Annotated in this window: 18 protein-coding genes; 8 read left to right on the top strand and 10 right to left on the bottom strand. The window is 38.8% G+C overall.

Annotation, left to right across the window (positions count from 1 at the left end; translation table 11 throughout):
- Nucleotides 1-4 precede the first annotated feature (4 nt).
- The 3 genes from FFS26_RS16395 to FFS26_RS16385 are packed head-to-tail and all read left to right on the top strand — an operon-like array spanning nt 5 to nt 3,101.
- Complete coding sequence (locus FFS26_RS16395; RefSeq protein ID WP_137905584.1) at nt 5-1,189, top strand: hypothetical protein; 1,185 nt, start codon at nt 5-7, stop codon at nt 1,187-1,189.
- 10 nt (nt 1,190-1,199) lie between these two features.
- Nucleotides 1,200-2,621, top strand: coding sequence for a hypothetical protein (locus FFS26_RS16390; protein WP_137905583.1), 1,422 nt, complete (start codon nt 1,200-1,202; stop codon nt 2,619-2,621).
- A gap of 24 nt (nt 2,622-2,645) precedes the next feature.
- Complete coding sequence (locus tag FFS26_RS16385) at nt 2,646-3,101, top strand: DUF1801 domain-containing protein (RefSeq protein WP_137905582.1); 456 nt, start codon at nt 2,646-2,648, stop codon at nt 3,099-3,101.
- Nucleotides 3,102-3,303: 202 nt separating this feature from the next.
- Here the strand turns inward: FFS26_RS16385 and FFS26_RS16380 are convergent, their stop codons facing one another.
- The 4 genes from FFS26_RS16380 to FFS26_RS16365 are packed head-to-tail and all read right to left on the bottom strand — an operon-like array spanning nt 3,304 to nt 9,257.
- The gene (locus FFS26_RS16380; RefSeq protein ID WP_137905581.1) at nt 3,304-4,569 is read right to left on the bottom strand and encodes a TolC family protein; all 1,266 of its coding nucleotides are present in this window, start codon (nt 4,567-4,569) and stop codon (nt 3,304-3,306) included.
- A complete protein-coding gene (locus FFS26_RS16375) occupies nt 4,559-7,654 on the bottom strand; it encodes an efflux RND transporter permease subunit (RefSeq protein ID WP_137905580.1) in 3,096 nt (1,031 codons plus the stop codon). The genes FFS26_RS16380 and FFS26_RS16375 overlap by 11 nt, the downstream gene beginning before the upstream one ends.
- 15 nt (nt 7,655-7,669) lie before the next feature.
- Nucleotides 7,670-8,770: an efflux RND transporter periplasmic adaptor subunit gene (locus FFS26_RS16370; protein WP_110008026.1), complete on the bottom strand. Its 1,101-nt coding sequence runs from the start codon at nt 8,768-8,770 to the stop codon at nt 7,670-7,672.
- A gap of 4 nt (nt 8,771-8,774) precedes the next feature.
- Nucleotides 8,775-9,257, bottom strand: a complete 483-nt coding sequence (locus FFS26_RS16365; protein WP_110008025.1) for an MgtC/SapB family protein — start codon at nt 9,255-9,257, stop codon at nt 8,775-8,777.
- Nucleotides 9,258-9,661: 404 nt separating this feature from the next.
- Here FFS26_RS16365 and FFS26_RS16360 point away from each other — a divergent pair, with 404 nt between their 5' ends.
- Nucleotides 9,662-10,513 carry an EamA family transporter gene (locus tag FFS26_RS16360; RefSeq protein WP_110008308.1) on the top strand — a complete coding sequence of 284 codons (852 nt, stop codon included), beginning with the start codon at nt 9,662-9,664 and terminating at the stop codon, nt 10,511-10,513.
- An 85-nt stretch (nt 10,514-10,598) separates the two neighbouring features.
- Here FFS26_RS16360 and FFS26_RS16355 read toward each other — a convergent pair whose 3' ends face one another.
- Together FFS26_RS16355 and FFS26_RS16350 are read right to left on the bottom strand one after the other, a co-directional pair.
- On the bottom strand, nt 10,599-11,960 hold the full coding sequence (locus FFS26_RS16355; protein ID WP_110008024.1) for an ATP-binding protein: 1,362 nt from the start codon (nt 11,958-11,960) through the stop codon (nt 10,599-10,601).
- Nucleotides 11,961-11,987: 27 nt separating this feature from the next.
- On the bottom strand, nt 11,988-12,692 hold the full coding sequence (locus FFS26_RS16350; RefSeq protein ID WP_110008023.1) for a response regulator transcription factor: 705 nt from the start codon (nt 12,690-12,692) through the stop codon (nt 11,988-11,990).
- A 130-nt stretch (nt 12,693-12,822) separates the two neighbouring features.
- On the opposite strand from FFS26_RS16350, the gene FFS26_RS16345 reads away from it, so the two are divergent.
- Both FFS26_RS16345 and FFS26_RS16340 read left to right on the top strand, forming a co-directional pair.
- Entirely contained in the window at nt 12,823-13,452 is a 630-nt protein-coding gene (locus FFS26_RS16345; protein ID WP_228449446.1) for a YiiX/YebB-like N1pC/P60 family cysteine hydrolase, read from the top strand.
- Nucleotides 13,453-13,611: 159 nt separating this feature from the next.
- Nucleotides 13,612-13,923: an NIL domain-containing protein gene (locus FFS26_RS16340; protein WP_062676181.1), complete on the top strand. Its 312-nt coding sequence runs from the start codon at nt 13,612-13,614 to the stop codon at nt 13,921-13,923.
- Between the two features lie 446 nt (nt 13,924-14,369).
- Here FFS26_RS16340 and murA read toward each other — a convergent pair whose 3' ends face one another.
- Together murA and FFS26_RS16330 are read right to left on the bottom strand one after the other, a co-directional pair.
- On the bottom strand, nt 14,370-15,677 hold the full coding sequence (gene murA, locus FFS26_RS16335) for a UDP-N-acetylglucosamine 1-carboxyvinyltransferase (RefSeq protein ID WP_110008022.1): 1,308 nt from the start codon (nt 15,675-15,677) through the stop codon (nt 14,370-14,372).
- Entirely contained in the window at nt 15,677-16,342 is a 666-nt protein-coding gene (locus tag FFS26_RS16330; RefSeq protein WP_110008021.1) for a DUF4290 domain-containing protein, read from the bottom strand. Before FFS26_RS16330 ends, murA begins: the two co-directional genes overlap by 1 nt.
- A gap of 188 nt (nt 16,343-16,530) precedes the next feature.
- Here FFS26_RS16330 and FFS26_RS16325 point away from each other — a divergent pair, with 188 nt between their 5' ends.
- Nucleotides 16,531-17,970, top strand: a complete 1,440-nt coding sequence (locus tag FFS26_RS16325; RefSeq protein ID WP_110008020.1) for an alpha-amylase — start codon at nt 16,531-16,533, stop codon at nt 17,968-17,970.
- A gap of 206 nt (nt 17,971-18,176) precedes the next feature.
- On the opposite strand, the gene FFS26_RS16320 is transcribed toward FFS26_RS16325, so the two are convergent.
- Together FFS26_RS16320 and FFS26_RS16315 are read right to left on the bottom strand one after the other, a co-directional pair.
- The gene (locus tag FFS26_RS16320; RefSeq protein WP_110008019.1) at nt 18,177-18,587 is read right to left on the bottom strand and encodes a thiol-disulfide oxidoreductase DCC family protein; all 411 of its coding nucleotides are present in this window, start codon (nt 18,585-18,587) and stop codon (nt 18,177-18,179) included.
- 4 nt (nt 18,588-18,591) lie between these two features.
- A complete protein-coding gene (locus tag FFS26_RS16315; protein ID WP_110008018.1) occupies nt 18,592-19,059 on the bottom strand; it encodes a heme-binding domain-containing protein in 468 nt (155 codons plus the stop codon).
- Between the two features lie 432 nt (nt 19,060-19,491).
- On the opposite strand from FFS26_RS16315, the gene katG reads away from it, so the two are divergent.
- Complete coding sequence (gene katG, locus FFS26_RS16310) at nt 19,492-21,771, top strand: catalase/peroxidase HPI (protein ID WP_137905579.1); 2,280 nt, start codon at nt 19,492-19,494, stop codon at nt 21,769-21,771.
- The last annotated feature ends 173 nt before the right edge of the window (nt 21,772-21,944 follow it).

Here is a 21,944-nt window from a genome sequence, read left to right as displayed (position 1 = left end):
ATCCATGAATAAATTTAAACTATTTTTTTTAATACCATTATTTTATTCCGAATTTTCCCAGGCTCAGCGAATTGATAAAGAAATAATCAGTTTCCAGCTTTTAAAAGAGCCGGTTTTTCCTACGGAACTTTCCAACAGAAATTACACGATTACGGTAAAGTCTCCCTACAATATTACAAAAGATGATGTCATCAGAATTTCAAAAGAAGACCACCAGAAAAAGATAGATAATTACCAGAATAATGTTGAAAATGCCAAGTATGAGCATCAGGAAAGATTAAAAGACTATGATGCTGAAGTAAAAAAACTTCAGGAAAAATACAAACTTGAATCTGCAGAATACAGTAAATTGTCAGCTGTTGAAAAGATTGCAGCAACCAATGGTGCTCCCGTACTAAGGCTTCCTTCAAGACCTATCCTTAATATTCCTCCGATGCCGGTGTACCAGCAGCCCGATCTGAGGGATGCTTTAATTGTGGATAACAAAATTCTGGCTTCTCAAATCGATGTGATTGGTTTTTCAAAAGGTGGAAATTATCTTGACATTGTGATTGAGATGGAAAGAACAAACTTTCAGGACAATCAGGGAAAAACTTTTGCCAATCAGCCTACAAAAATCACGGCGAAGCAGGACGGTGCCATAAAACTGGATAAAACCTACTTCTCAGATTTTGCTGAAATAGCAAGTGTTCCAACTAATGAAATTAATCTGAATGCTCAGGAAAAAAGATTCCTGCAAAGAACGATAGACCGCACAAGAAATATTATCAATGAAAACTTCGGGTATCAGACGATCAACTCTACAGTGACATTGGCGACGGTAAAAAACAAAGGAGAGTATGATGATCTGGAGAAAGCATATATCTATGTGACGACCAATCTGAAAAAACTTCAGGCAAAATCGGATTATGCACCGAACAAAATTGCCATGGAGAATATGCAGAAAGGAATTGATCTCTGGAAAACAGCTTTAACAAAAGTAAATTACAACGATAAAAAATCGCTTTACAACCAAAAGATTGGGGAGTATCTTTATTTTAACCTGATCAGATTGAATATTGCTTTAGGAAATTACCAGGAAGCAGAGAAATATTTAAATGAGTTACAGGAACATTTAGTAGATATTAAACTGTCCTACGATGCTAATCTTGAACTGAAAAGACTGGAAGAAAAAATTTATAATAACTAAAGAAAACGATATGATTAAACAGATTATTGCTTCGGCATTAATTACCGCTTCTGTGTACTCTTATGCACAGACGAAAGTAACAGAAGGAACAAAATTCACAGTGGATGCCAATCTTGAAACGGATGATAAACTGGTACTGGCAGATGATTACAATTCTTATATGTTCAGCGCTATCAATATTGACGGACTGATGAGAAATGTTTTCCCTCACAAGAAATTACTGATGAGAAAACTGGATCAGAACGGAAGTCTTGTGGATACTTATGTGAAAGATTATGCCAACAAAACGAATGGTGTTCTTCACAATTATCTGGGGTCACAACAGATTGATGATGATAAATTTATAGCATTTACGGAAGAGTATTTCGGAAAAGAAAACAGAAAAGAAGTATTCCAGCATGTTTTCAGCAGAAAGGAAGGGACTTTTACAACAAAGAGTATTGCAAAATACAGCATCGAGTCTACCAACAAATCAGGAACTACCTATGTTCTTTTCTCAGAAAACGGGAAATATGCAGCCATCTTCAATGACAGATATGCGAATAAAAAGACAGATAATGTCAATGACGTGCTGGTAATGGATTTAAGAACACTTTCTCCGGTCTGGAACAAAGAAATCACATTGAGCAATGATTATGTTGAAAAGTCTTTGACATTAACCAACTCAGCGAAAATCGTTCTATTACGTAAAGCCGCAGGCTGGAAAGAATCGTATAAGCTTGAACTGGTTTCCAATACTGAAGATAAAGACCTTCCGTTCGATGATAAATATATTCCTGAAAAGTTATATGCTTTCAGTAAAAATGATAGTGATTATCTGGTGACTTTTGGAAGGAAAAATGCAGCAGTTACCATTGGAGCAAGTACTTTCGGAACGGTAATGTACTATGATATGAAGTCTGGGAAAGCAGTCATCAGCAATACCAATCTGGCTGGAAGCAAAGACATGAGCGATGTGAAAGTCATTAAAACGATTGTAAAAGGGGATGAAACTTTAATGGCTGTTCAGCAGGAGACGGTAACAAGACCGATGCCTACAGCAATGAACCGTTTCCCGGACCCTGTATATTCTCTGGATGCAGGAATGCTGATCAAGTTTAATAAAGAAGGTGAGGTAAAACAATTTGTAGCGGCAGGCACTTCTACAGGAAAAAGAATTCATGTGGTGGAAGCTGGAGACAAACTTTATATTTCCGCTTTCTATCCTAAAGGAGCATTCGGGAATACAGGATTTTCTATGAAAGTTTTTGATTTCGCCAATCTGAAGCCTCAGGAAGTAAGCCTCGATTATAAAGGTAGAAATTTCTTCCAGAACTACGGTTTTGCAGATGGAAATATGATTCAGTACGTTCCGAATGTCAACAAAATGATGTTCCTTCAAAAGAGCAGCAAAGAGGTTCAGATGTTCAGTGTGTATAATTTTGTAAAATAATCGTATTTTAGAAAAAATTATCACATGCAGATTCAGTCGGTTTCTATAGAAGATTATATCTCAAAAATTCCTGAAGAGAGACAGGAAGCTTTTAAAAAACTTTTTGATACGGTGAACGACAACCTTCCGAAAGGTTTTGAAGACGCTTCAAATTACGGGATGATAGGCTGGGTAGTTCCTTTGACAACATATCCTGCGGGATATCACTGTGCACCCGGGACACCGCTGCCTTTTATCAATATTGCTTCCCAGAAGAATTTTATAGCACTCTATCATATGGGGCTGTATTCCAAACCGGAACTTCTGGATTGGTTCGTAGGAGAGTATCCCAAACATTCGAAGAAAAAGCTGGATATGGGTAAATCCTGTGTCCGCTTCAAAAAAACAGAAGATATTCCTTTTGAACTGATTGCCGAGCTGAGTCAGAAAATGACGCCTGATGACTGGATAGGAATTTATGAATCACAGTATAAGAAATAAAAAGAACCCTGAAATCTATTTGATTTCAGGGCTTTTTTTTATGCTGGAAGCTGGAGGATGGGAGTAGGAAGTTATATTTGTGTTTAAAAACTATCAGTTGTTATTCCTTGATGAGCAATCTGAATATTAAAAAGTTAATTAAATGGTGTGTATTTATTCATCGACATCCAGAAACTTCCATCCTCCAGCTTCCCTCTTCCAGCTAAAAATGGATATCCCAGATTCCTGCTTTTCTTTCAAGCTCAATCAGAGCGGCTGCATTATCTGCAAGAACCTCATAATAATCTTTTCGAACGCTGTTATAAGTTCTCTGGGCATTCAGTACTTCAAGGATAGAGCTTTCTCCTCTTTTGTAACTATAAATGATTCCTTCCAGAATACTTTTGGCCTCAGAAAGCATTCCGTTATGAAATTGTCTGAGCTGTTTCTGAGTGGCTGTGTATTGCTGAAAAGCCTGCATTACCTCAGCTTTTATCTCCTGTTCGATCTGTTTATACTCAACTTCCGCCTGCGAATGGGCCATTTCTGCAATTTTCAATCCGGCATTTCTTCGGTTGGAAAATTTTAAAGGAATACTGATGCCCATTTTTACAGCATTTACAGTGGGAGAAGGTGCCATTTCATTCGTTGCTTCAGTATGTCGTTCTGCTCCGGCACTGATGCCCAAATCTATGACACGATTAGCTTTTTCAAGGCTGATCTGGCTTTTGGCAACTTCTGTATTTTGCTTGGCTGCCAATAAATCTGCTCTTTCATTCAATGCCTGAAGAATCAGATCGTCAATGCTGAAATCTCTGTTGAAGGTATTAAAATCTCCGGTAACATCTCTGCCAGTTATTTTGCTGTCTCCAAGAAATACAGATAAACCGGTGAGAGCCTGCTGCTCTGCACTTTCAGCCTGATATACTTCATTGAGCAAAGAAGCTGCTTCCAGCTTACTCTGTTTGGAAGTGACCCATGTTATCGTTCCCAATTTATACCGGATACTGTCGGATTTTGCCAATTGCTGCATGTTTTGATAAGAATCCTGCTGTACTTCAAGCAAAGCCTTGGATTTTAAAGCCTCAATATATCCTAAACTGGCATCTGCACGAAGATTCCTGAAAAAATCCTGCAATTGTATTTTGCTCAGCTCCGATTGATTTCTTGCCAGATTTACCCTGGCCTTTCTTTTACCGCCCAATTCAAGTGTCCAGCCAAGTGAGGCACCATACACATAACCCATACTTTGTCTTACCCCGTTATTGGTGGTTTCCATTTCCAGCTCAGGATCAGGAAACATATTAGCGGTCTGAATAGCTGCTTCGGACATGCTTACATTGTATTTTTGAGAAGCGTAGCCTAAATTTTTATTTCCTACAAGACTCAGGTATTCTTCAAAGGGCAAAAGCTCTTTTTCCTGTGCTTTCATCCCGGTGATGCTGAGCAATACGACAGATAATATGATAAAACGAACTCTAATTTTCATCTGATTCTAAATTTTGTTTTTTGTTTCGGCGTTCAGCCATAAAATAAATAGCCGGAAGCACGAATAAGGTTAAAATAGTAGAGAACATCAGCCCATAAACAATTACTGTTGCCAGTGGACGCTGTACATCAGAACCGATTCCTGTGGCCAATGATGCCGGAAATAATCCGATGACAGCAACCGTCGCGGTCATCAGTACAGGTCTGAAACGGTCTTTTGCACCTTTGATGGCAGCATCTTTCAGTTCATATCCTTTCTTCCGCAGATCATTGATATGAGAGATCATGATCACTCCATTCTGGATGGCCACTCCAAAGAGAGCGATAAATCCTACTGCAGAAGATACATTCAGAGACATTCCGCGGATATTGAGTGCCAGCATTCCCCCAAATAGAGCCAGCGGAACGATAGACATCAGTACCAAAGCCTGCCTGAAATCTCCAAAGGCACCGTACAGCAGAAGAAACATAATAGCTAATGCCAGCGGAACAATAAATGCCAGCCTTGAATAGGCTCTGTTTTGATTTTCAAACTGTCCGCCCCATTTGATCTGGTATTTTTCATGATCGTATTGGATATCTTTTTCAATTTTATCCTGTGCATTTTTCAGGAAAGAAGAAAGATCGGTTCCTCTTAAATTCAGCTTTACCGTAAGATGTCGTTTATTCATTTCTCTGGTAATGGTACTTTCACCTGTACTTAATTTCACTTCTGCTACCTGTGATAAAGGTATTTTGGCTCCGGAAGCTGAAGTCAGCATCAGATTTCCGATTTTATCCGGAGTATCGCGGCTGTCTTCTGTGTAACGGCATGAAATATCATATACTTTATTGCCGATAAAGATCTGGGAGATGGCTTTTCCTCCCAATGCCACTTCAATAAGGTCGGCCACATCTGCTACATTCAGTCCGTACTGAGCAATTTTATCTCTGTTGGCAATAATCTGCAGTTGAGGTAGCGGTGGCTCCTGATCAATGGCAAGGTCTGCCGAACCCGGAATTGTATGTAATGTAGACAATACATTTTCTGCAATTCTTCTGGTTTCTTTAAAATCTTCTCCATATACTTTTACCACCAGCTCACTGTGCGCTCCGGAGATTTTGTCCATGACTCCATCAATCATAGGTTGTGAAAATCCGACGGTGAATCCCGGCATGTCCTTATAATCTGCAGCAAGTTCTTTGATGAGGTCTGCTTTTGTTTTTCCCGAAGGCCATTCGCTGTAAGGTTTTATTCCGACCGATACCTCAAAGTGGGAAGCGGTCCATGGGTCGGTACCATCATCATTACGTCCTGCCTGAACCATCATATAGGTAATTTCAGGATGTTTCAGTGTGCGGGCACGTAAAGTATCACTCATTTCTTTTGACTTGGCTAAAGAAATTCCGGGTGGAAGCTGTACCTGCAGCCATATAGAGCCTTCATCCAGTTCAGGTAAAAAATCTTTTCCTACATGCCAGGAGAGAATTCCGGCAGATACTAAAACAATCATAATGGGAATGAGAACTCTTTTAGGAGTCTGCATTATTTTTTCAATGCTTTTTCCATAGGCTTTGCTGAGTTTCTCCAGCCATTTATTGTGATAGATCTTCTGTGGTTTCCGATAAATCACATAGGCTAATCCCGGGATAAGAAGTAATGCTACAGCAAGGGCTCCCAACAGAGCATATCCAACAGTAAAAGCCATGGGGGTAAATAATTTTTTTTCTACTCTTTCAAAAGCAAATAATGGAAGGTAAGCCGTAATGATAATGATGGTGGAAAAGAAAATAGGTTTTGCCACTTCAATCACTCTTTGGGTAATTGTTTTTTCTTCCAGCGTTTCTTCAGAATTCTCTTCCCGTTTCCTCAGGATGGTTTCAAGCATGACGATGGCTCCGTCTACAATGATTCCAAAATCAATCGCTCCCAGTGAAAGAAGATTGGCCGGTATATTGGTAAAATGCATTAATATAAAAGCGAATAATAAAGAAAGCGGAATGGTAATCGCTACCAGTAACGCTCCCCGCCAGCTTCCCAGAAATACAATCAGCACAATAATAACCAAAACAATTCCTTCGGTAAGGGTATGAGAAACTGTGGTAAGCGTTGTTTTTACAAGATCTGTTCTGTCCAGAAAAGGGTGGATCTTTACTCCGGGTGGAAGTGTTTCGTTATTCAGTTCTTCAATCGCTTCATGCACACCTTCCAGTACCTCGGAAGGATTTTGTCCTCTTAGCAATAGTACAATTCCTTCCACACTTTCAGAATAATTACGGTTTCGGTCTGTGTAGCCAAGAACTCCTTTTCTTTCAAGGTTTCCGTATTTCAGTGTTCCAACATCATTCAGGAAAACAGGAACCCCATTCTGGGTTTTCACTACAATTTTTCCCAGATCATCCAGGTCTTTTACCAAACCTATTCCACGGATGACATAAGCCAGGTTTCCACGGGGAAGCATACTTCCTCCGGCACTGACATTGTTTTTGGAGATTGTTTCGGTAACTTCTGACAGGGATAAACCGTACTGTTCAAGCTTATGCGGATCCAGCTCAATCTGGAACTGGGTGGTAATTCCTCCGAAATTGGTGACATCAGCAATTCCTGAAACCTGTTTGATTCGGGGGATAATGACAAATTTCTGTAAATCTGTCAATTCCCGCAGACTGTGGCTTTTACTTTCAATAATGTAACGATACACTTCGCCGATGGGAGAGGTAAGGGGATCTAATCCTGGCTGTGCCCCATAAGGAAGTTCCACATCAGTCAGTCTTTCCTGGATACGCTGCCTTGCCCAGTAATCATCTATCCCGTCATCAAAAACTATCGTAATAATTGACAGTCCGAAGGTACTTTTGCTTCGCATCACATGCATTCCGGGAAGTCCGTTCAGAGATCTTTCCAAAGGAATGGTAATTTGCTGTTCTACTTCTTCGGCGGCCAGGCCCGGAACCTGCGTTACCACCTGGGAAGTGACATCGGCAATATCAGGATAGGCTTCTATGGATAATCTGGTCCAGGAATAGTATCCGAAGAATCCCAGTAAAAGGAAGAGGGCAAGCATCAGCCATCTCTTCTGTATAGAGATTGTCAGTAATTTCTTCATAGTTTTTCATTTACATTATTTTGTATCAGGCATATAAATTCCGCCTTCGGTCATGATGGTTTCTCCGGGTTTTAATCCTGATATGATTCTTACAGTTTTTTCATCGGTTTCTCCCGTTGTCACAGAACGTCTGGTAAATTGGCTTTTTCCTGTTTTTATCCATACATATTGTGAACTGTCCTCCTGCATTAAGGCCGTTACAGGAATCATCATCGTCTTTTCAGGGGTTGTTGAGAAGTTTACGGTGGCGTACATTCCCGGCTTTAATTTTCTGTCCGGATTATCGCATTCAATAAGAACTTTAATGCTTCGGGTATCTTCATCCACCATTTCATTGATGTGGTATACTTTTCCGGTAATATTTCTGTCGGGATAGGCGCTTACTTTTACAGAAACCTGGTCGCCAATATTGACAAAGCGGATGTCTTTTTCCTTTACATCACCGGAAATCCAGACTTTTGATAATTCTGCGATGATCACGACCGGATCTGCATCTCCCTTCAGATATTGGCCGTTGACAATTTTGTTGGAAATAATTTCTCCGTTAATGGGTGCTCTTACAATAAGCGGACTTCCTATGCTTCCGCCTTTGCTGTTATAGACCTTCAGGGCAGAAGATGCATTGGAAAGGGATGTTTTTTTATTTTTAAAATCGGTTTCCGCTTCGTCCAGCTCTTTCTGGATACCGACTCCGTGTTTTACGAGGTCCTGCTGGCGTCTGTAATTTTTTTCTGCAAGCTGTACATCATTCAGAGCATCCGTGTAATCTTTCTGAACTGAAAAATAATCTGATGAAAGGATTTCAAAAAGCGGGTTTCCGGCAGAAACATTCTGTCCAAGCTGAATAAAAGATTTTGTAATTCTTCCGGAAAAAGGGCTGGCAATTTCCGCATAATGATTGGGGATTGCCTGGATTGTTCCCGCTGAAATTACACCGTCGCTGTGTTCCTGTTCGGTTACCATCTGTGTTTTAATTTTTTTGAAAACCGGATGGCTTTCCGGAATGGTGATCTGGTTACCTTTTGTTATAATTTCCGGTTCTTTGTTTTGCTGAGGTGCATTGTCTTTACAAGAGGCTGCAAAGAGAATAATACTACTTAAGATTATTTTTTTCATGATCTTAATACAATTGAGTGCTGTTGCTGATTTTTACTTTTTCTTTGTTATTTTTCCTGGCACTGAACCATTTCTTGCTTCTTGCTTCTTTCTGAGAGGATAGGGTAGGCCTCAGGAATATATTGGTAGATACAATGAAGAGAACTGTGATAAAGGCTTCCAGAGGATATCCCAAAGCGCATAATGCGCCTATGGCTGCTGAACACCATAATGTGGCTGCTGTATTTAATCCTCTTACGGTAAGGCCGTCTTTCATGATAACACCGCCGCCAAGGAAACCTATTCCACTGACGATGTAAGAAGTGATTCGGCCGGCTGCATCGCCACCAATTCTGATGGCAATCAGTACAAATGCTGCAGAACCGATACATACCAGAGTGTTGGTGCGGAGACCTGCATTTTTTTTGCGCCACTGTCTTTCGAAGCCAATACCGGCTCCCAGACAAAATGCGGTAAGGAGACGAAGGGTAAATTCGAATGTATTCATAACTTTTCCTGTTTTTGTAAGCTTTTCTGCTGTACGGGAAAAGTGAGTACAACTAAAGCTTTTAAAATTGATAATTACTGTAAGGATCTGAGTCCATATTGCTTTATTTTTTACTGTGCAAAAGTAAAACTGACTGCCCTTTTTTGCCGTTAGAAAAGCTTTAGAATGTGATTAGAAAATCATTAGAGAAAGTTCCTTCCTGTTTTTTTGATGATTCTGCAGGAAATGGTTGTTTATTATATCCTTTTAATATGTGTAAACTGTACCCATGATAAGCGATAAAATTTCAATACATTTGGAGGCTGATTTTTGTATGATGAATTTTACAATCTGTCATATGAAATAAAAGCTTGTTTAATCCCGGAGACTTCCTTCCAATATCTTTTGAATTATATATTGTAGAAATGAAAAAATCAAACTTAGCAATACCGGCTACGCTTTTAGCGATTATCTGTGTGCAGGGAGGAGCCTCCATTGCAAAACAGCTTTTTCCTGTAATCGGAGCGATTGGTACGGTTACTTTAAGAATTGTACTTTCTGCTGTTTTGCTTACTTTGATTAACCGACCTAAGTTTTTACAATTTAACAGTCAGAAATGGAAATACTGTGCAATCTATGGAGTTGGATTGGCTGCAATGAATCTTATTTTCTATATGGCGATTCAAAGGATTCCGCTGGGATTGGCTGTTACTGTGGAATTTGCCGGGCCATTATTTCTCGCATTGGCATTGTCACGTAAACTGTTGGATGTCGTGTGGGCATTACTGGCCTGTGTGGGAATTTTGTTAATTGTTCCATGGAAAAATGATCATGTCGATTTGTTAGGACTTGGATTGGCCTTTCTGGCAGGGATGTTCTGGGCCCTGTATATTGTAATGGGTGGAAAGGTTTCCAAAATAATGGATGGAAAAGATGCGGTTACCACCGGGATGATATTTGCCAGTCTTGTCATTATTCCCTTTACCATCTGGGATGGAGCCGTTTTCAATCTTACTCCTGCTATTTTTATAAAAGGACTTGGCGTGGCTGTTCTTTCGAGTGCTTTGCCCTTTTCACTGGAAATGATGGCCTTGAAAAAACTTCCTGCAAAGACTTTCAGTATTCTGATGAGTCTGGAACCTGCATTTGCAGCGCTTTCCGGATTGGTTTTTCTTGCTGAAGAATTATCTTTTTTACAATGGATTTCTATTGCCTGTGTAATTACAGCGAGTATCGGAACGACCGTTTTCAATAAGAAATCTCTTTCTCATGAGTAAATAAGAAATTTTTAAAACCATTAAGTAAATGAAGGTTGTAAGGAAAGTTAAGATTCAAATACATTTGAATGAAGTTTCTGATCAATTACTGGGTGATAAACTCTACCTTAAAAGTAGTTTTATTCTGTTCTGATACAACTTTGATTTTTGCATTGTGAAGGTGAATAATTTTCTCCGTGAGAAATAATCCTATTCCATGACCTTTTTCACGTTTGGAGTTTTCACTTCTGTAAAAAGGCTCGAAAATATGCTGTAAATCTTCGTTGGTTATGCTATTTCCGATATTGGTAAAACTGATTGTAAGAATTTTTGAATCCGTATTAACATCAATCAGGCAGGTATGTTGCGGAGAATATTTACAGGCATTGTCGATAAGATTGTTAAAGGCCACCTGAAGAAGATATTCATTTCCCTGAATGATAAGCTGTTGTTCTTCCACGGAATCTTCGATGTTCAGAGAAACTTTATATCCTGAATTTTCTTTGGTGATTTTGGTATAAGATTCCAGAAGAACCTCGTCAAGACGTACTTCCGAAAAACTGATCTCATTGGGATCATAGCTTGCTTTGGCGAGATCCATTAAGCTATTGGACAGTTTTACCATATTCCGGGCATCATCCAGCGCGAATTGAATGGTTTCCTGATATTCTTCCCTGGTTTTATCTTTTACAGAAGCCAGTTCCAGTTCGGTGATGATAGCTGATAAAGGCGTTCTCAGTTCGTGTGAAATATTGGATACAAAATGTTTTTGCGAATCAAAGGAATTTTCAAGCCGTTCCAGCATTCCATTGAAGTTTTCAGCAAGCTCATTAAGTTCGTCTTTTTCTTTGGTTGTTTTCAGACGTAACTGTAATTTCCCGGCGGTTATTTTTTTTATCTGAGTAACCATGTCCGTCAGTGGACTCAATGCTTTTTTGGAAAGAAATATTCCGGCCAGATAAATCAAAATCAGAATAATGAAAAACGAGATGAGACTGATGGTAAGAAGATGAGTAAGATAATCATATCCGTACTGATCATAAGCTGCCGCAGTTACCGCATACGTTTTTCCTTCATAATGATACACGATTCCAATGACCTGCAGATCATTGAGAAAGAAATTAATTTTCTTTTTTTGAAATATCTTAGAAAGCATTTCCGAAGTTTCCTTTACATAATCTACTTTGGCGTCATCATGATAAACCAGCTCCTTATTACTGTCATAAATCGCTACCTGAACTTCGTTAAGCGTTCTGGTATTGTTTTTATAAAGCTTGTGCATTTCCTGCTCGGGGAGTGAGCTTCGGAAAAATAAATCGGCCTTGGCAATCGCTTCATTTTGAAGTTCGCTGTAAAAAGATTGTTCTCTGGCTTCTTTGGATGAATAATAGATCGAAATACTGTAAATACTTAAAAGCATTGCAGTGATTAAGGTAAAAAGCAGGGTAAGTCTGGTTCTTATTTTCATCCGGATGTTTTTAATTTATCTCAATGCTTACTGTACAATACCTGTTTCGTAGTCTTTTTTAAGAATAAATCCCATACCGGCTTTGGTATGGATCAGTTTGGTTTCAAAATCTTTATCTATTTTTTTTCGTAGATAATTGATATAGACATCAATAAAGTTGGTCCCCGTATCAAAATGAGTTTCCCACACTTTTTCTGCAATTTCACTTCTGGAAAGCACTCTTTCTGAATTTTCCATCATGAATTTTAAGAGATTAAATTCTTTCGGGGTCAATTTTATAGGCGTATGATCACGGCTCACGGTTTTTTGTTCCAGATTCATTTCAATACCTTCATATGTAAGAACAGAAATCTTTTGGTGGGGCTGTTGTGAAAATCTTTTCAGAAGTACTTTGATCCTTGCCACCAGTTCACGCATTTCAAAAGGTTTGGTGAGATAATCATCAGCTCCGGCATCAAATCCTTCCAGCTTATCATCCGTAGTTCCCAATGCAGTAAGCATAATGACAGGAAGATTGGGTTTTAAACTTTTGATTTCATTACAGAATTCAAGACCGTCTTTTTTTGGTAATACAATATCTGTCACCACCAGATCAAAATGGGTCTGTAAAGCCAGCTTCAGACCGGTATTTCCATCGTAAGCTGCAGTGACCTCAAACTCTGCTTCCTGAAATCCCTTTGCAATCAATTTTGAAAGTCTGTCGTCGTCTTCAATTAATAAAATATGGGGCATAAGATTCCTGGAGTGTTTGGGTTGGTGTGAAGAATAGATCAATATTCCCACAAATGTAATGATTTCTATTTTGTAATTTTGGTTCCGAAAATAGAATCGAATGTTTGAACTTAGATTAAAAAAGAGGTCTGTGGCTGGATTTTTATACGCTCTGATGTTATTATTGGTACAGTGTAATAATAATGTTTCGGTAAGTACTATAGATCTCAAAAACGGAGACCTGCTTTTTGTAACTGCAAAAGAAACAGGGCTTTCCGGAGCGATTAATAATGTAACTCAAAAACAAAAAACAGCTTCATTTGATCATATAGGAATTCTGGAAAAAGAGGGCCGCAAAATGTTTGTTTTGCATGCTGCACCAACAGGTGGTTCTCAGAGACAGGATTTAAAAGACTTTATGAAAGATCAGAAAGAAGAAGGTCAGGAAGTGATTATTTACCGGTTAAAACCGGAATATCAGAAAGCAATTCTTGAAGCGGTTAAAAAAGCGAATTCCATGCTGGGAAAACCTTACAATTTCAATTATATCCTTGATGAAAATTCCTATTACTGTTCAGATTTTGTGGAAAGAGCTTTTCGGAACGAACATATTTTCAAACTGGAGCCCATGACATTTATTGATCCGAAAACAGGAAAAACAAACACATTCTGGGAAGAATTTTATACTAAGAAAAATCTCAAAGTCCCTGAAGGTGAGCCTGGTTGCAACCCAAACGGACTGGCCGGTTCTTATAAATTAGAAAGAATAGGAAACTATTAAAACATAAGAGAAGCTCAACAGGCTTCTTTTTTTATGTTAAATTTTTAAAAATATTAGTCTACTAATTTTGTGGACTAATATTTTTTTATATTTTTGTCACAGATTTAAAAACAAAAGTGTCATATGATCTGACAGAGTTTAACCCAAAAATGTTTAGCAATGATTACACCTAATCCCGGCTTGCAGGTTTTACAAAATAAAATTAACCTGCCTAAAAAAGAATTGTTATTGGAAATAGAGTTGAATGGTAAAATGAAATTTGAACATTTGATGAATACGATCTACAATCAATTTGGCATTTGTCATAGAGTGTTATCTGCTAACGTAGAGTATGTGAACGGGTACAGTTTCGGTTCAGTACAGTTATATATTAATGTCAATTCAGAAGATTTTCAGCAGCTTGAAGTCTATCTGAATAAAAATAAACTTATCAATACGACGGTAGAATATACCTGCAGAACATATTTTTAAGTGAGATTCATATAGTTTTAATTACTCAAAGCGTCCGGTTTTACCGGGCGCTTTTTATTTGCCACTATAACAGATTTAAATGACGAATCAAATTGCTGCAGAACAGAGGTGCCTCAAGGGTGTCATTCTGAGCGAAATGAAATGTAGTGAAGAATCTTATATATTTGATTGGCAATAAGATTCTTCCTTCGTCAGAAATCAAAGATTCGACGTAGTCAGTGACAGAAGTAAAACAAAAAAGCGCTCAGATATCCTGAACGCTTTTGAATAAAATTTTTGGTTTATCCCTTTAGTTAATACCTGAGATTAATAATTAACAAGGTTTTCTTATTGATAACCCTTCGACAAGCTCAGGTGACAGCCCTAAAACCAACCGAAATTTTTAAACATTGTCAGGCTGCGCCTGACGAAGCCATTATTTAAAGGATTAGCTCGATAAAATAATTTTAGATTCTTTCAATGTCAGCACCAATAGCTCTTAGCCTTCCATCAATATTTTCATATCCTCTGTCGATCTGCTCGATATTGTGGATAATAGATTTTCCTTCCGCAGAAAGTGCAGCAATAAGAAGGGCGTTTCCGGCTCTGATATCCGGGGAAACCATTGTTGTCCCTCTTAACGGAGCTTCCTGGTTCAATCCGATTACCGTAGCTCTGTGCGGATCACATAAAATGATCTGAGCACCCATATCAATTAATTTATCCACAAAGAACAATCTGGATTCAAACATTTTCTGATGAACCAGAATACTTCCTTTGGCCTGTGTAGCCACTACTAAAATAATAGATAATAAATCAGGTGTAAATCCAGGCCATGGCGCATCCGAAATCGTAAGGATAGAACCGTCAATAAATTTCTGGATTTTATAATGCTCCTGGGCAGGAATATAGATATCATCACCGCTTTGTTCAAGCTGAATTCCCAGTTTTCTGAAGGTATTCGGAATTACCCCAAGCTGGTTCCAGTTTACATTTTTGATGGTGATTTCAGATTTTGTCATGGCTGCAAGACCAATCCATGAACCGATCTCTACCATATCCGGAAGCATGGTATGCTCAGTACCTCTCAGATATTCAACCCCTTCAATAGTAAGAAGGTTGGATCCGATTCCTGAGATATTGGCTCCCATTCTGTTCAGCATTTTACATAATTGCTGAAGATAAGGTTCACAGGCAGCATTGTAGATTCTTGTTTTTCCTTTAGCCAAAGCGGCTGCCATTACAATATTGGCAGTTCCGGTTACAGAAGCTTCTTCCAATAAGATGAATTTTCCTCTCAGTTCCTTAGCTTTTAAAGAATAGAAATATTCCTCCTCATCATAATTGAATTCAGCACCTAATTCAACAAGTCCCTGAAAGTGAGTATCCAATCTTCTTCTCCCGATTTTGTCACCTCCGGGAGTAGGCATATAAGCCTCTCCATAACGGGCAAGCATTGGTCCCATCAGCATAATGGATCCGCGTAGTTTGGCTCCGTCTTTTTTAAACTCGTTAGATTTTATATAATCAAAATTGACCTGATCCGCTTTGAAAGTATAATCTCCCTGTCCGTTTTTGGTAATTTTTACTCCAAAATCTCCAAGAATTTCAATCAGTCTGTTCACATCATGGATATCAGGAATATTTTTAATTCTTACCTCTTCGTCCGTCAGAAGAACCGCACATAAAATTTGTAGAGCCTCATTTTTGGCTCCTTGTGGAGTTATTTCACCCTGCAGTCTTTTTCCTCCTCTTATTTGAAATGTTCCACTCATTATTTTCTGTTTTTATGATTGTTATTATGCCTTCTTTTGTTGGGCTGGTTATTATTTTTATTATTGCTGTTGTTCCTGTTGTTGTTATTGTTGTTCCTGTTGTTGTTATTGCTGGTGTAATAAATTTTACTCTTTTCAAGAGAATCTATTCCGGTAAGATCCAGCCTGTTTTCAGACAGTTCTTTCAGGTGGCGGAAAATAACATCATCCGTCACATGTTCTTTATTATAGACATTATAAGACTTCTTCATATTGTTGGCAATTACCTCGATAAGGGCTTCTTTTTCATCACCCGTTTCCAGTTCGATTGCTTTTTCTATCAATTGAAGAATACTTTTTCCGTAGAACTTAAAGTCACCTTGAAGTTTTGGGTATTCCATTCTTTTAGGCTTTTCCGCCAGCTGTTCCATCGTTGGGAACGGATAAGGAGAATCTACATCCAGATCATAGTTGGCAAGAATAAAAAGATGGTCCCAAAGTTTATGTTTATAATTTTCCTCGTCGCGAAGTTGTGGGTTTCTCTGACCCATAAAATCGATGATTGCCATAGCCATTTCATTCCTTTCTTCTTTGGAAGGAAGTTCTTTGCAGCGCTCAACCAACTGTTGTATAATTCTGCCATATTCCGGCATATGAAGCTGAGTTTTTTGGGTGTTGTATTCCATAGTATGCAAATATATGCATTAAAAGAAAAATTGTCTCGGGAATCTCAAAAATTTATGATTTTTTAATGAAAAAAGTTGAATGCCTTTCATCTTGATTTATTAGGTAAAATGAAAATATTTCCCGTTTATTTGATTTTGTTTTTAATAAAATTGTATCTTGTTTAATAGATTGATAATTAATTACAGCGATGAAAAAAACAAACTTTTTCCTTTCACTACTGGCTTTAGCATTAATAAGCTCATGCCGTACAAGTGATGAATTAATGACAGAACCTACCAAGCAGGAAGAGGTTCATAACAAAACAGTGAATGTGACCAATCATGATGGCCGGCCTTTCAGTACAGGAAGCGGTTCAGGTTCCACACAAAGTAAATTCGTAGCCGGACCGGGTGGCGGAGTTCTTATGCAGGGCTTCTACTGGGATGTTCCAGAAGGTGGTAACTGGTGGAATACCGTTAAAGACAAAATAACAGCGTGGTCCAATGCCGGAATTGGGGCAGTATGGCTGCCGCCGGCATCAAAAGCACAAAACGGTGCATATTCTATGGGGTACGATCCTACAGATTATTATGATTTTGGAGATTTTAATCAGAATGGAAGCACAGAAACCCGTTTCGGATCCAGAGCCGAACTGGAAGCATTGATTACGAAGGCTCATGCCGAAAATATGCAGGTATACGCAGATATTGTAATCAATCATAACAGTGGAGGACAATCTGAAGCCAATCCTTTTACAGGAACCAATACCTGGACCAATTTTTCTGGAGTGGCATCAGGGAAATTCCAGAGAAACTATAATGATTTTTACAAAAATGCTTATGGAAATAATGATGAAGGAGCTTTTGGCGGTTTTCCGGATTTATGCCACGCGAATCCTCATGTGCAGGACTGGCTTTGGGGAAGAGATGATTCTGTCGCTAAATATTATAAAAATGTGATGAAATTTGATGGCTGGAGGTTTGATTACGTTAAAGGGTTCGGGCCATGGGTTGTTAACACCTGGAATTCTAACGTAGGTGGATTTTCTGTCGGGGAATTATGGGATTCAAATGTCAACACATTGGAATGGTGGGCCAATAATGCCAACAGTTCCGTATTTGATTTTGCGGCCTATTATAAAATGGATGAAGCCTTTGATAATGGTAATTTAAATGCTTTGAATGATGATATGATGTGGAAAAGAAATCCATACAAAGCAGTCACCTTTGTTGCCAATCATGATACCGATATCATCTACAATAAAATGCCGGCATATGCCTATATCTTAACCCATGAAGGTTATCCTACCATTTTTTACAGAGATTATGAAGAATGGTTAAATAAGGAACGACTGAACAATCTGATCTGGATTCACAATAACAAAGCCACCGGAACAACTTCTATTCTCTACACCGATAATGATGAATATATTGCAAGACGTAACGGTTATAATGGTAATCCGGGACTTGTAGTTTACATCAATACGTCTTCAAACTGGCAGGAAAGATGGATAGAAACCAACTGGAGCAGCCAGCAGATCAAAGATTTTACAGGGAACTCAAGCTGGTACCCAACAACTCAGGGAGATAAATGGGTGAAAATCCAGTGTCCGCCGAATTCTTATTCTGTGTGGTCGCTGAATTTATGAGTAATGAGCAATGAGTAATTATTGATAATTGATTAAGCTGGTAAGAGACTGCTCTTCAGTTTAATTTTTATTAAACATTAAACAAGCAAAACTATACGTCTTATTTATCATTCCGTAGGAATATCTATACAAAGCATTAATATTGTAGGAAATTCTTACGGAATGATCTTTTTATAAGTTAAATGAAACGGTGTAAGAATCATTAATTACACCTGAATAAATTTTTTCTTCTGATGAAGGTCCGGTAAATAACATTTCTGATTGGCCAGTTTCATCCTGTTTCTGGAAATAAGATCATAAGCCTTGTCCCTTAAAAATGCCGGAATGATTTTTCCGATAAACGAAAGTTTATATATGCCTCCCAACAAGTTAGCAATTTCCAGTACTGCCTTTGACTTGATCAGATAAAACCGTCCGGGTTTCCACAGATACATAGTATTGAATACATTGGTTTCCAGTCCTCTTTCGGATAAAAACTGCTGTCCGAAATCAGATTGAAGAGAAGCGAACATGAACTGGTCTTTATTGTCCCGCTCCAAAATCCATTGTACCCAGAAATTGCAGACTCCGCAATCTCCGTCAAAAAATACAATATGCTTATTTTCCCAATTTTCCATGACGTTATTTATTAAATAGAATTCTCCTTTCCGTGTCTTCTTTTACTTTTTTGAAATAATGGATAAGATCTGCACGCTGTTCATCCGATAATTTAGCATTCTGATGTCCTAAATAATAGGATTCAAGCGGCATCTCTTTTTTTTCAACCATTTCTATACATTCCTCAAGTTTATGAAGCTGTCTTTTAGGTTCATACACTGCAAAGGTAGAAAAATTAAGATGATTCCTGCCCTCGTCAATATGATTTTTTACCCACCATGACATCGGGGAGATATTGCTGTACCATGGATACTTTGTTTCATTGGAATGACAGTCATAACATGATGTTCTGATTGTATGCGCTATCTTTTCAGGAGTATTTTTAATTTTCAGAAAATCCATACCGGGAGTTGGCGGCGGATTTCTTTTATCGATAGGAAAAAATTGTATGATGATAAATACAACGAGAAGGACAACAATTATTTTTTTCATAGCGGATGTTCATGTTTTATAAATATAAAGATAGTTAATTTATTTTTAGTGAAAGAAAGTAGAAGCTGGAAGAAGGAACAGCTTCCAAAAATGTTGTAATAGTGTATTTTTTAGCAATTAATATGTTATTTTCATGGTGACGCCAAACATCCTCCTTTCAACTTCCTTCTCCCTTTACATTCTTACGTTGAGTAATTCTAAATTGGAAGGTATACTGTTGTTTTTATTGTAAGTTAATCTTAAAAATTACTAACTTAATACCACAATTCTGACCAGATATTGTGCCGTTGAAAATATTTGTTTATAGTTTTTAACTATCATTGAAATAAAAATTAATAGATTGTATTTATTAAACAAACGTTGTAGGTTTGTGATGTTCTTAGAGTACAATTGGAAACTGTATTAATCAACATAAAAAATAAATAAACGACAATGGAAAAAGATTTGAATGACATCAGTAAATGCCCGTTTCACAACGGAACAATGAAGAAGAATGTAGCAGGAGGAGGAACTCAGAATTCTGATTGGTGGCCTGATCAGCTTAGAGTAGATCTTCTGCGCCAGCATTCTTCACTTTCAGACCCTATGGATAAGGATTTTGATTATGCCAAAGCATTCGAAAGCCTTGATCTGGAGGCTGTAAAAAAAGACCTTCATGCATTGATGACAGATTCTCAGGATTGGTGGCCGGCCGACTTTGGTCATTATGGCCCTCTGTTTATCCGTATGGCATGGCACAGCGCCGGCACGTATCGTGTAGGTGACGGAAGAGGTGGAGCAGGAGCTGGGCAACAGCGTTTCGCACCGTTAAACAGCTGGCCTGATAACGTAAGTCTTGATAAAGCACGAAGATTATTGTGGCCCATCAAACAGAAATATGGAAGAAACATCTCATGGGCAGACCTTCTGATCCTTACGGGGAATATCGCTCTTGAATCCATGGGCTTTAAAACATTTGGGTTTGCGGGAGGACGTGCAGATGTCTGGGAACCGGATTCCGATGTCTATTGGGGATCTGAGAAGACATGGCTTGGAGGTGATTTACGGTATGCTCACGGTTCGGAGGGAGTAGCAGAAGGACATTCGGCGGTTCTTCCTACCGATGATGATGCAGACGGAGATATTCATTCAAGAAACCTTGAAAATCCGTTGGCTGCTGTACAAATGGGACTTATTTATGTAAACCCTGAAGGTCCGGACGGAAATCCTGACCCTATTGCTGCTGCTAAAGACATCCGTGATACTTTCGGACGTATGGCGATGAACGATGAAGAAACCGTTGCTTTGATTGCCGGAGGACATACTTTCGGTAAAACCCATGGAGCAGGTCCGGCAGATCATGTAGGAAAAGAACCTGAAGGAGCCGGAATTGAACAGCAGGGATTAGGATGGGCAAGTACGTATAAGTCTGGTAGCGGAAGAGACGCGATTTCCAGCGGACTGGAAGTAACCTGGACAGAAACTCCTACTCAATGGAGTAATTATTTCTTCAAAAATCTTTTTGAAAATGAGTGGGAATTAACAAAAAGCCCTGCTGGAGCTCACCAATGGGTAGCCAAAGACGGTGCTGAAATCATTCCTGATGCATTTGATGCTGACAAAAAACATAAACCAACCATGCTTACCACAGACCTTTCGTTAAGAATGGATCCTGTATACGAAAAAATTTCAAGACACTTCTACGAAAATCCTGATGCGTTTGCCGATGCGTTTGCCAGAGCATGGTTTAAATTAACACACAGAGATATGGGACCACGTGCCCGTTATCTGGGACCGGATGTACCACAGGAAGAACTGATCTGGCAGGATCCTATTCCGGAAGTCAACCACGAACTGGTTGATGAAAATGATGTGGAGGCATTGAAATCAAAAGTTTTAAATTCAGGACTAAGCAATACAGAACTGATATCTACAGCCTGGGCTTCCGCTTCTACTTTCAGAGGAAGTGATAAACGTGGTGGTGCCAACGGAGCGAGAATCAGACTGGAGCCTCAAAGAAACTGGGAAGTCAACAATCCTTCTCAGCTGAATAAAGTATTAAATGTTCTGGAAGGAATTCAGAAAGAATTCAACGATTCTCAAAACGGAGGTAAAAAAATATCATTAGCCGATCTGATTGTTTTGGCAGGTAATGCGGCAGTAGAAGTGGCTGCCAGAAATGCTGGTCAGGACGTAAAAGTTCCTTTTGCTCCGGGAAGAATGGATGCTTCTCAGGAACAGACCGATGTAGAATCTATGGGCTACCTTGAGCCTGCAGCGGATGGATTCCGAAATTATCTGAAAAGAAAATATACGGTCTCTACAGAATCTTTACTGATTGATAAAGCACAGCTATTAACCCTTACTGCTCCGGAACTGACCGTATTGGTCGGAGGAATGCGTGCTTTGGATACGAACTTTAACGGTTCAAAACATGGGGTTTTCACCAGCCGTCCGGGCGTTCTTACCAATGATTTCTTTGTAAACCTTCTGGATATGGGAACTCAGTGGAAGGCAATGTCGGACGATAGAGAATTGTATATAGGAACGGATCGAAAAACCGGTCAGCCAAAATGGACAGCAACCCGTGCCGATCTTGTTTTCGGATCTAATTCTGAATTGAGAGCTGTGGCTGAAGTATACGGAAGTGCTGATGCACAAGGTAAGTTTGTGAAAGACTTTGTGGCAGCATGGACGAAGGTGATGAATCTGGATAGGTTTGATATGGTTTAATAAGTAAAAAATGAAAATAAAAAACGGGCTGCCTTTGCAAAGACAGCCCGTTTTTATATATGTGCTATAACAATACATTCGCTACAAAATGAAGTAAGCTTTTATATGATACAGAAAATTGAAAAGGGAGACTAATGCGGTTTCCTTTTTTGCATATCTAAAAGCCCATTATT

The sequence above is a fragment of the Chryseobacterium sp. 2VB genome (genome assembly GCF_005503635.1).
Taxonomy (GTDB): Bacteria; Bacteroidota; Bacteroidia; order Flavobacteriales; family Weeksellaceae; genus Chryseobacterium; species Chryseobacterium cupriresistens.
This window is presented reverse-complemented; position numbering and strand designations above follow the sequence as displayed.

What these genes read in the sequence shown, in the direction of transcription:
- FFS26_RS16340 (WP_062676181.1), top strand. Translation starts at nt 13,612, where the DNA reads ATGATTACACCTAATCCCGGCTTGCAGGTTTTACAAAATAAAATTAAC.
- FFS26_RS16370 (WP_110008026.1), bottom strand. Translation starts at nt 8,770, where the DNA reads ATGAAAAAAATAATCTTAAGTAGTATTATTCTCTTTGCAGCCTCTTGT.
- murA (WP_110008022.1), bottom strand. Translation starts at nt 15,677, where the DNA reads ATGAGTGGAACATTTCAAATAAGAGGAGGAAAAAGACTGCAGGGTGAA.
- FFS26_RS16325 (WP_110008020.1), top strand. Translation starts at nt 16,531, where the DNA reads ATGAAAAAAACAAACTTTTTCCTTTCACTACTGGCTTTAGCATTAATA.
- FFS26_RS16365 (WP_110008025.1), bottom strand. Translation starts at nt 9,257, where the DNA reads ATGAATACATTCGAATTTACCCTTCGTCTCCTTACCGCATTTTGTCTG.
- FFS26_RS16315 (WP_110008018.1), bottom strand. Translation starts at nt 19,059, where the DNA reads ATGAAAAAAATAATTGTTGTCCTTCTCGTTGTATTTATCATCATACAA.
- FFS26_RS16360 (WP_110008308.1), top strand. Translation starts at nt 9,662, where the DNA reads ATGAAAAAATCAAACTTAGCAATACCGGCTACGCTTTTAGCGATTATC.
- FFS26_RS16350 (WP_110008023.1), bottom strand. Translation starts at nt 12,692, where the DNA reads ATGCCCCATATTTTATTAATTGAAGACGACGACAGACTTTCAAAATTG.
- FFS26_RS16380 (WP_137905581.1), bottom strand. Translation starts at nt 4,569, where the DNA reads ATGAAAATTAGAGTTCGTTTTATCATATTATCTGTCGTATTGCTCAGC.
- FFS26_RS16320 (WP_110008019.1), bottom strand. Translation starts at nt 18,587, where the DNA reads ATGGAAAATTGGGAAAATAAGCATATTGTATTTTTTGACGGAGATTGC.
- FFS26_RS16390 (WP_137905583.1), top strand. Translation starts at nt 1,200, where the DNA reads ATGATTAAACAGATTATTGCTTCGGCATTAATTACCGCTTCTGTGTAC.
- FFS26_RS16330 (WP_110008021.1), bottom strand. Translation starts at nt 16,342, where the DNA reads ATGGAATACAACACCCAAAAAACTCAGCTTCATATGCCGGAATATGGC.
- FFS26_RS16355 (WP_110008024.1), bottom strand. Translation starts at nt 11,960, where the DNA reads ATGAAAATAAGAACCAGACTTACCCTGCTTTTTACCTTAATCACTGCA.
- FFS26_RS16385 (WP_137905582.1), top strand. Translation starts at nt 2,646, where the DNA reads ATGCAGATTCAGTCGGTTTCTATAGAAGATTATATCTCAAAAATTCCT.
- FFS26_RS16375 (WP_137905580.1), bottom strand. Translation starts at nt 7,654, where the DNA reads ATGAAGAAATTACTGACAATCTCTATACAGAAGAGATGGCTGATGCTT.
- FFS26_RS16395 (WP_137905584.1), top strand. Translation starts at nt 5, where the DNA reads ATGAATAAATTTAAACTATTTTTTTTAATACCATTATTTTATTCCGAA.
- katG (WP_137905579.1), top strand. Translation starts at nt 19,492, where the DNA reads ATGGAAAAAGATTTGAATGACATCAGTAAATGCCCGTTTCACAACGGA.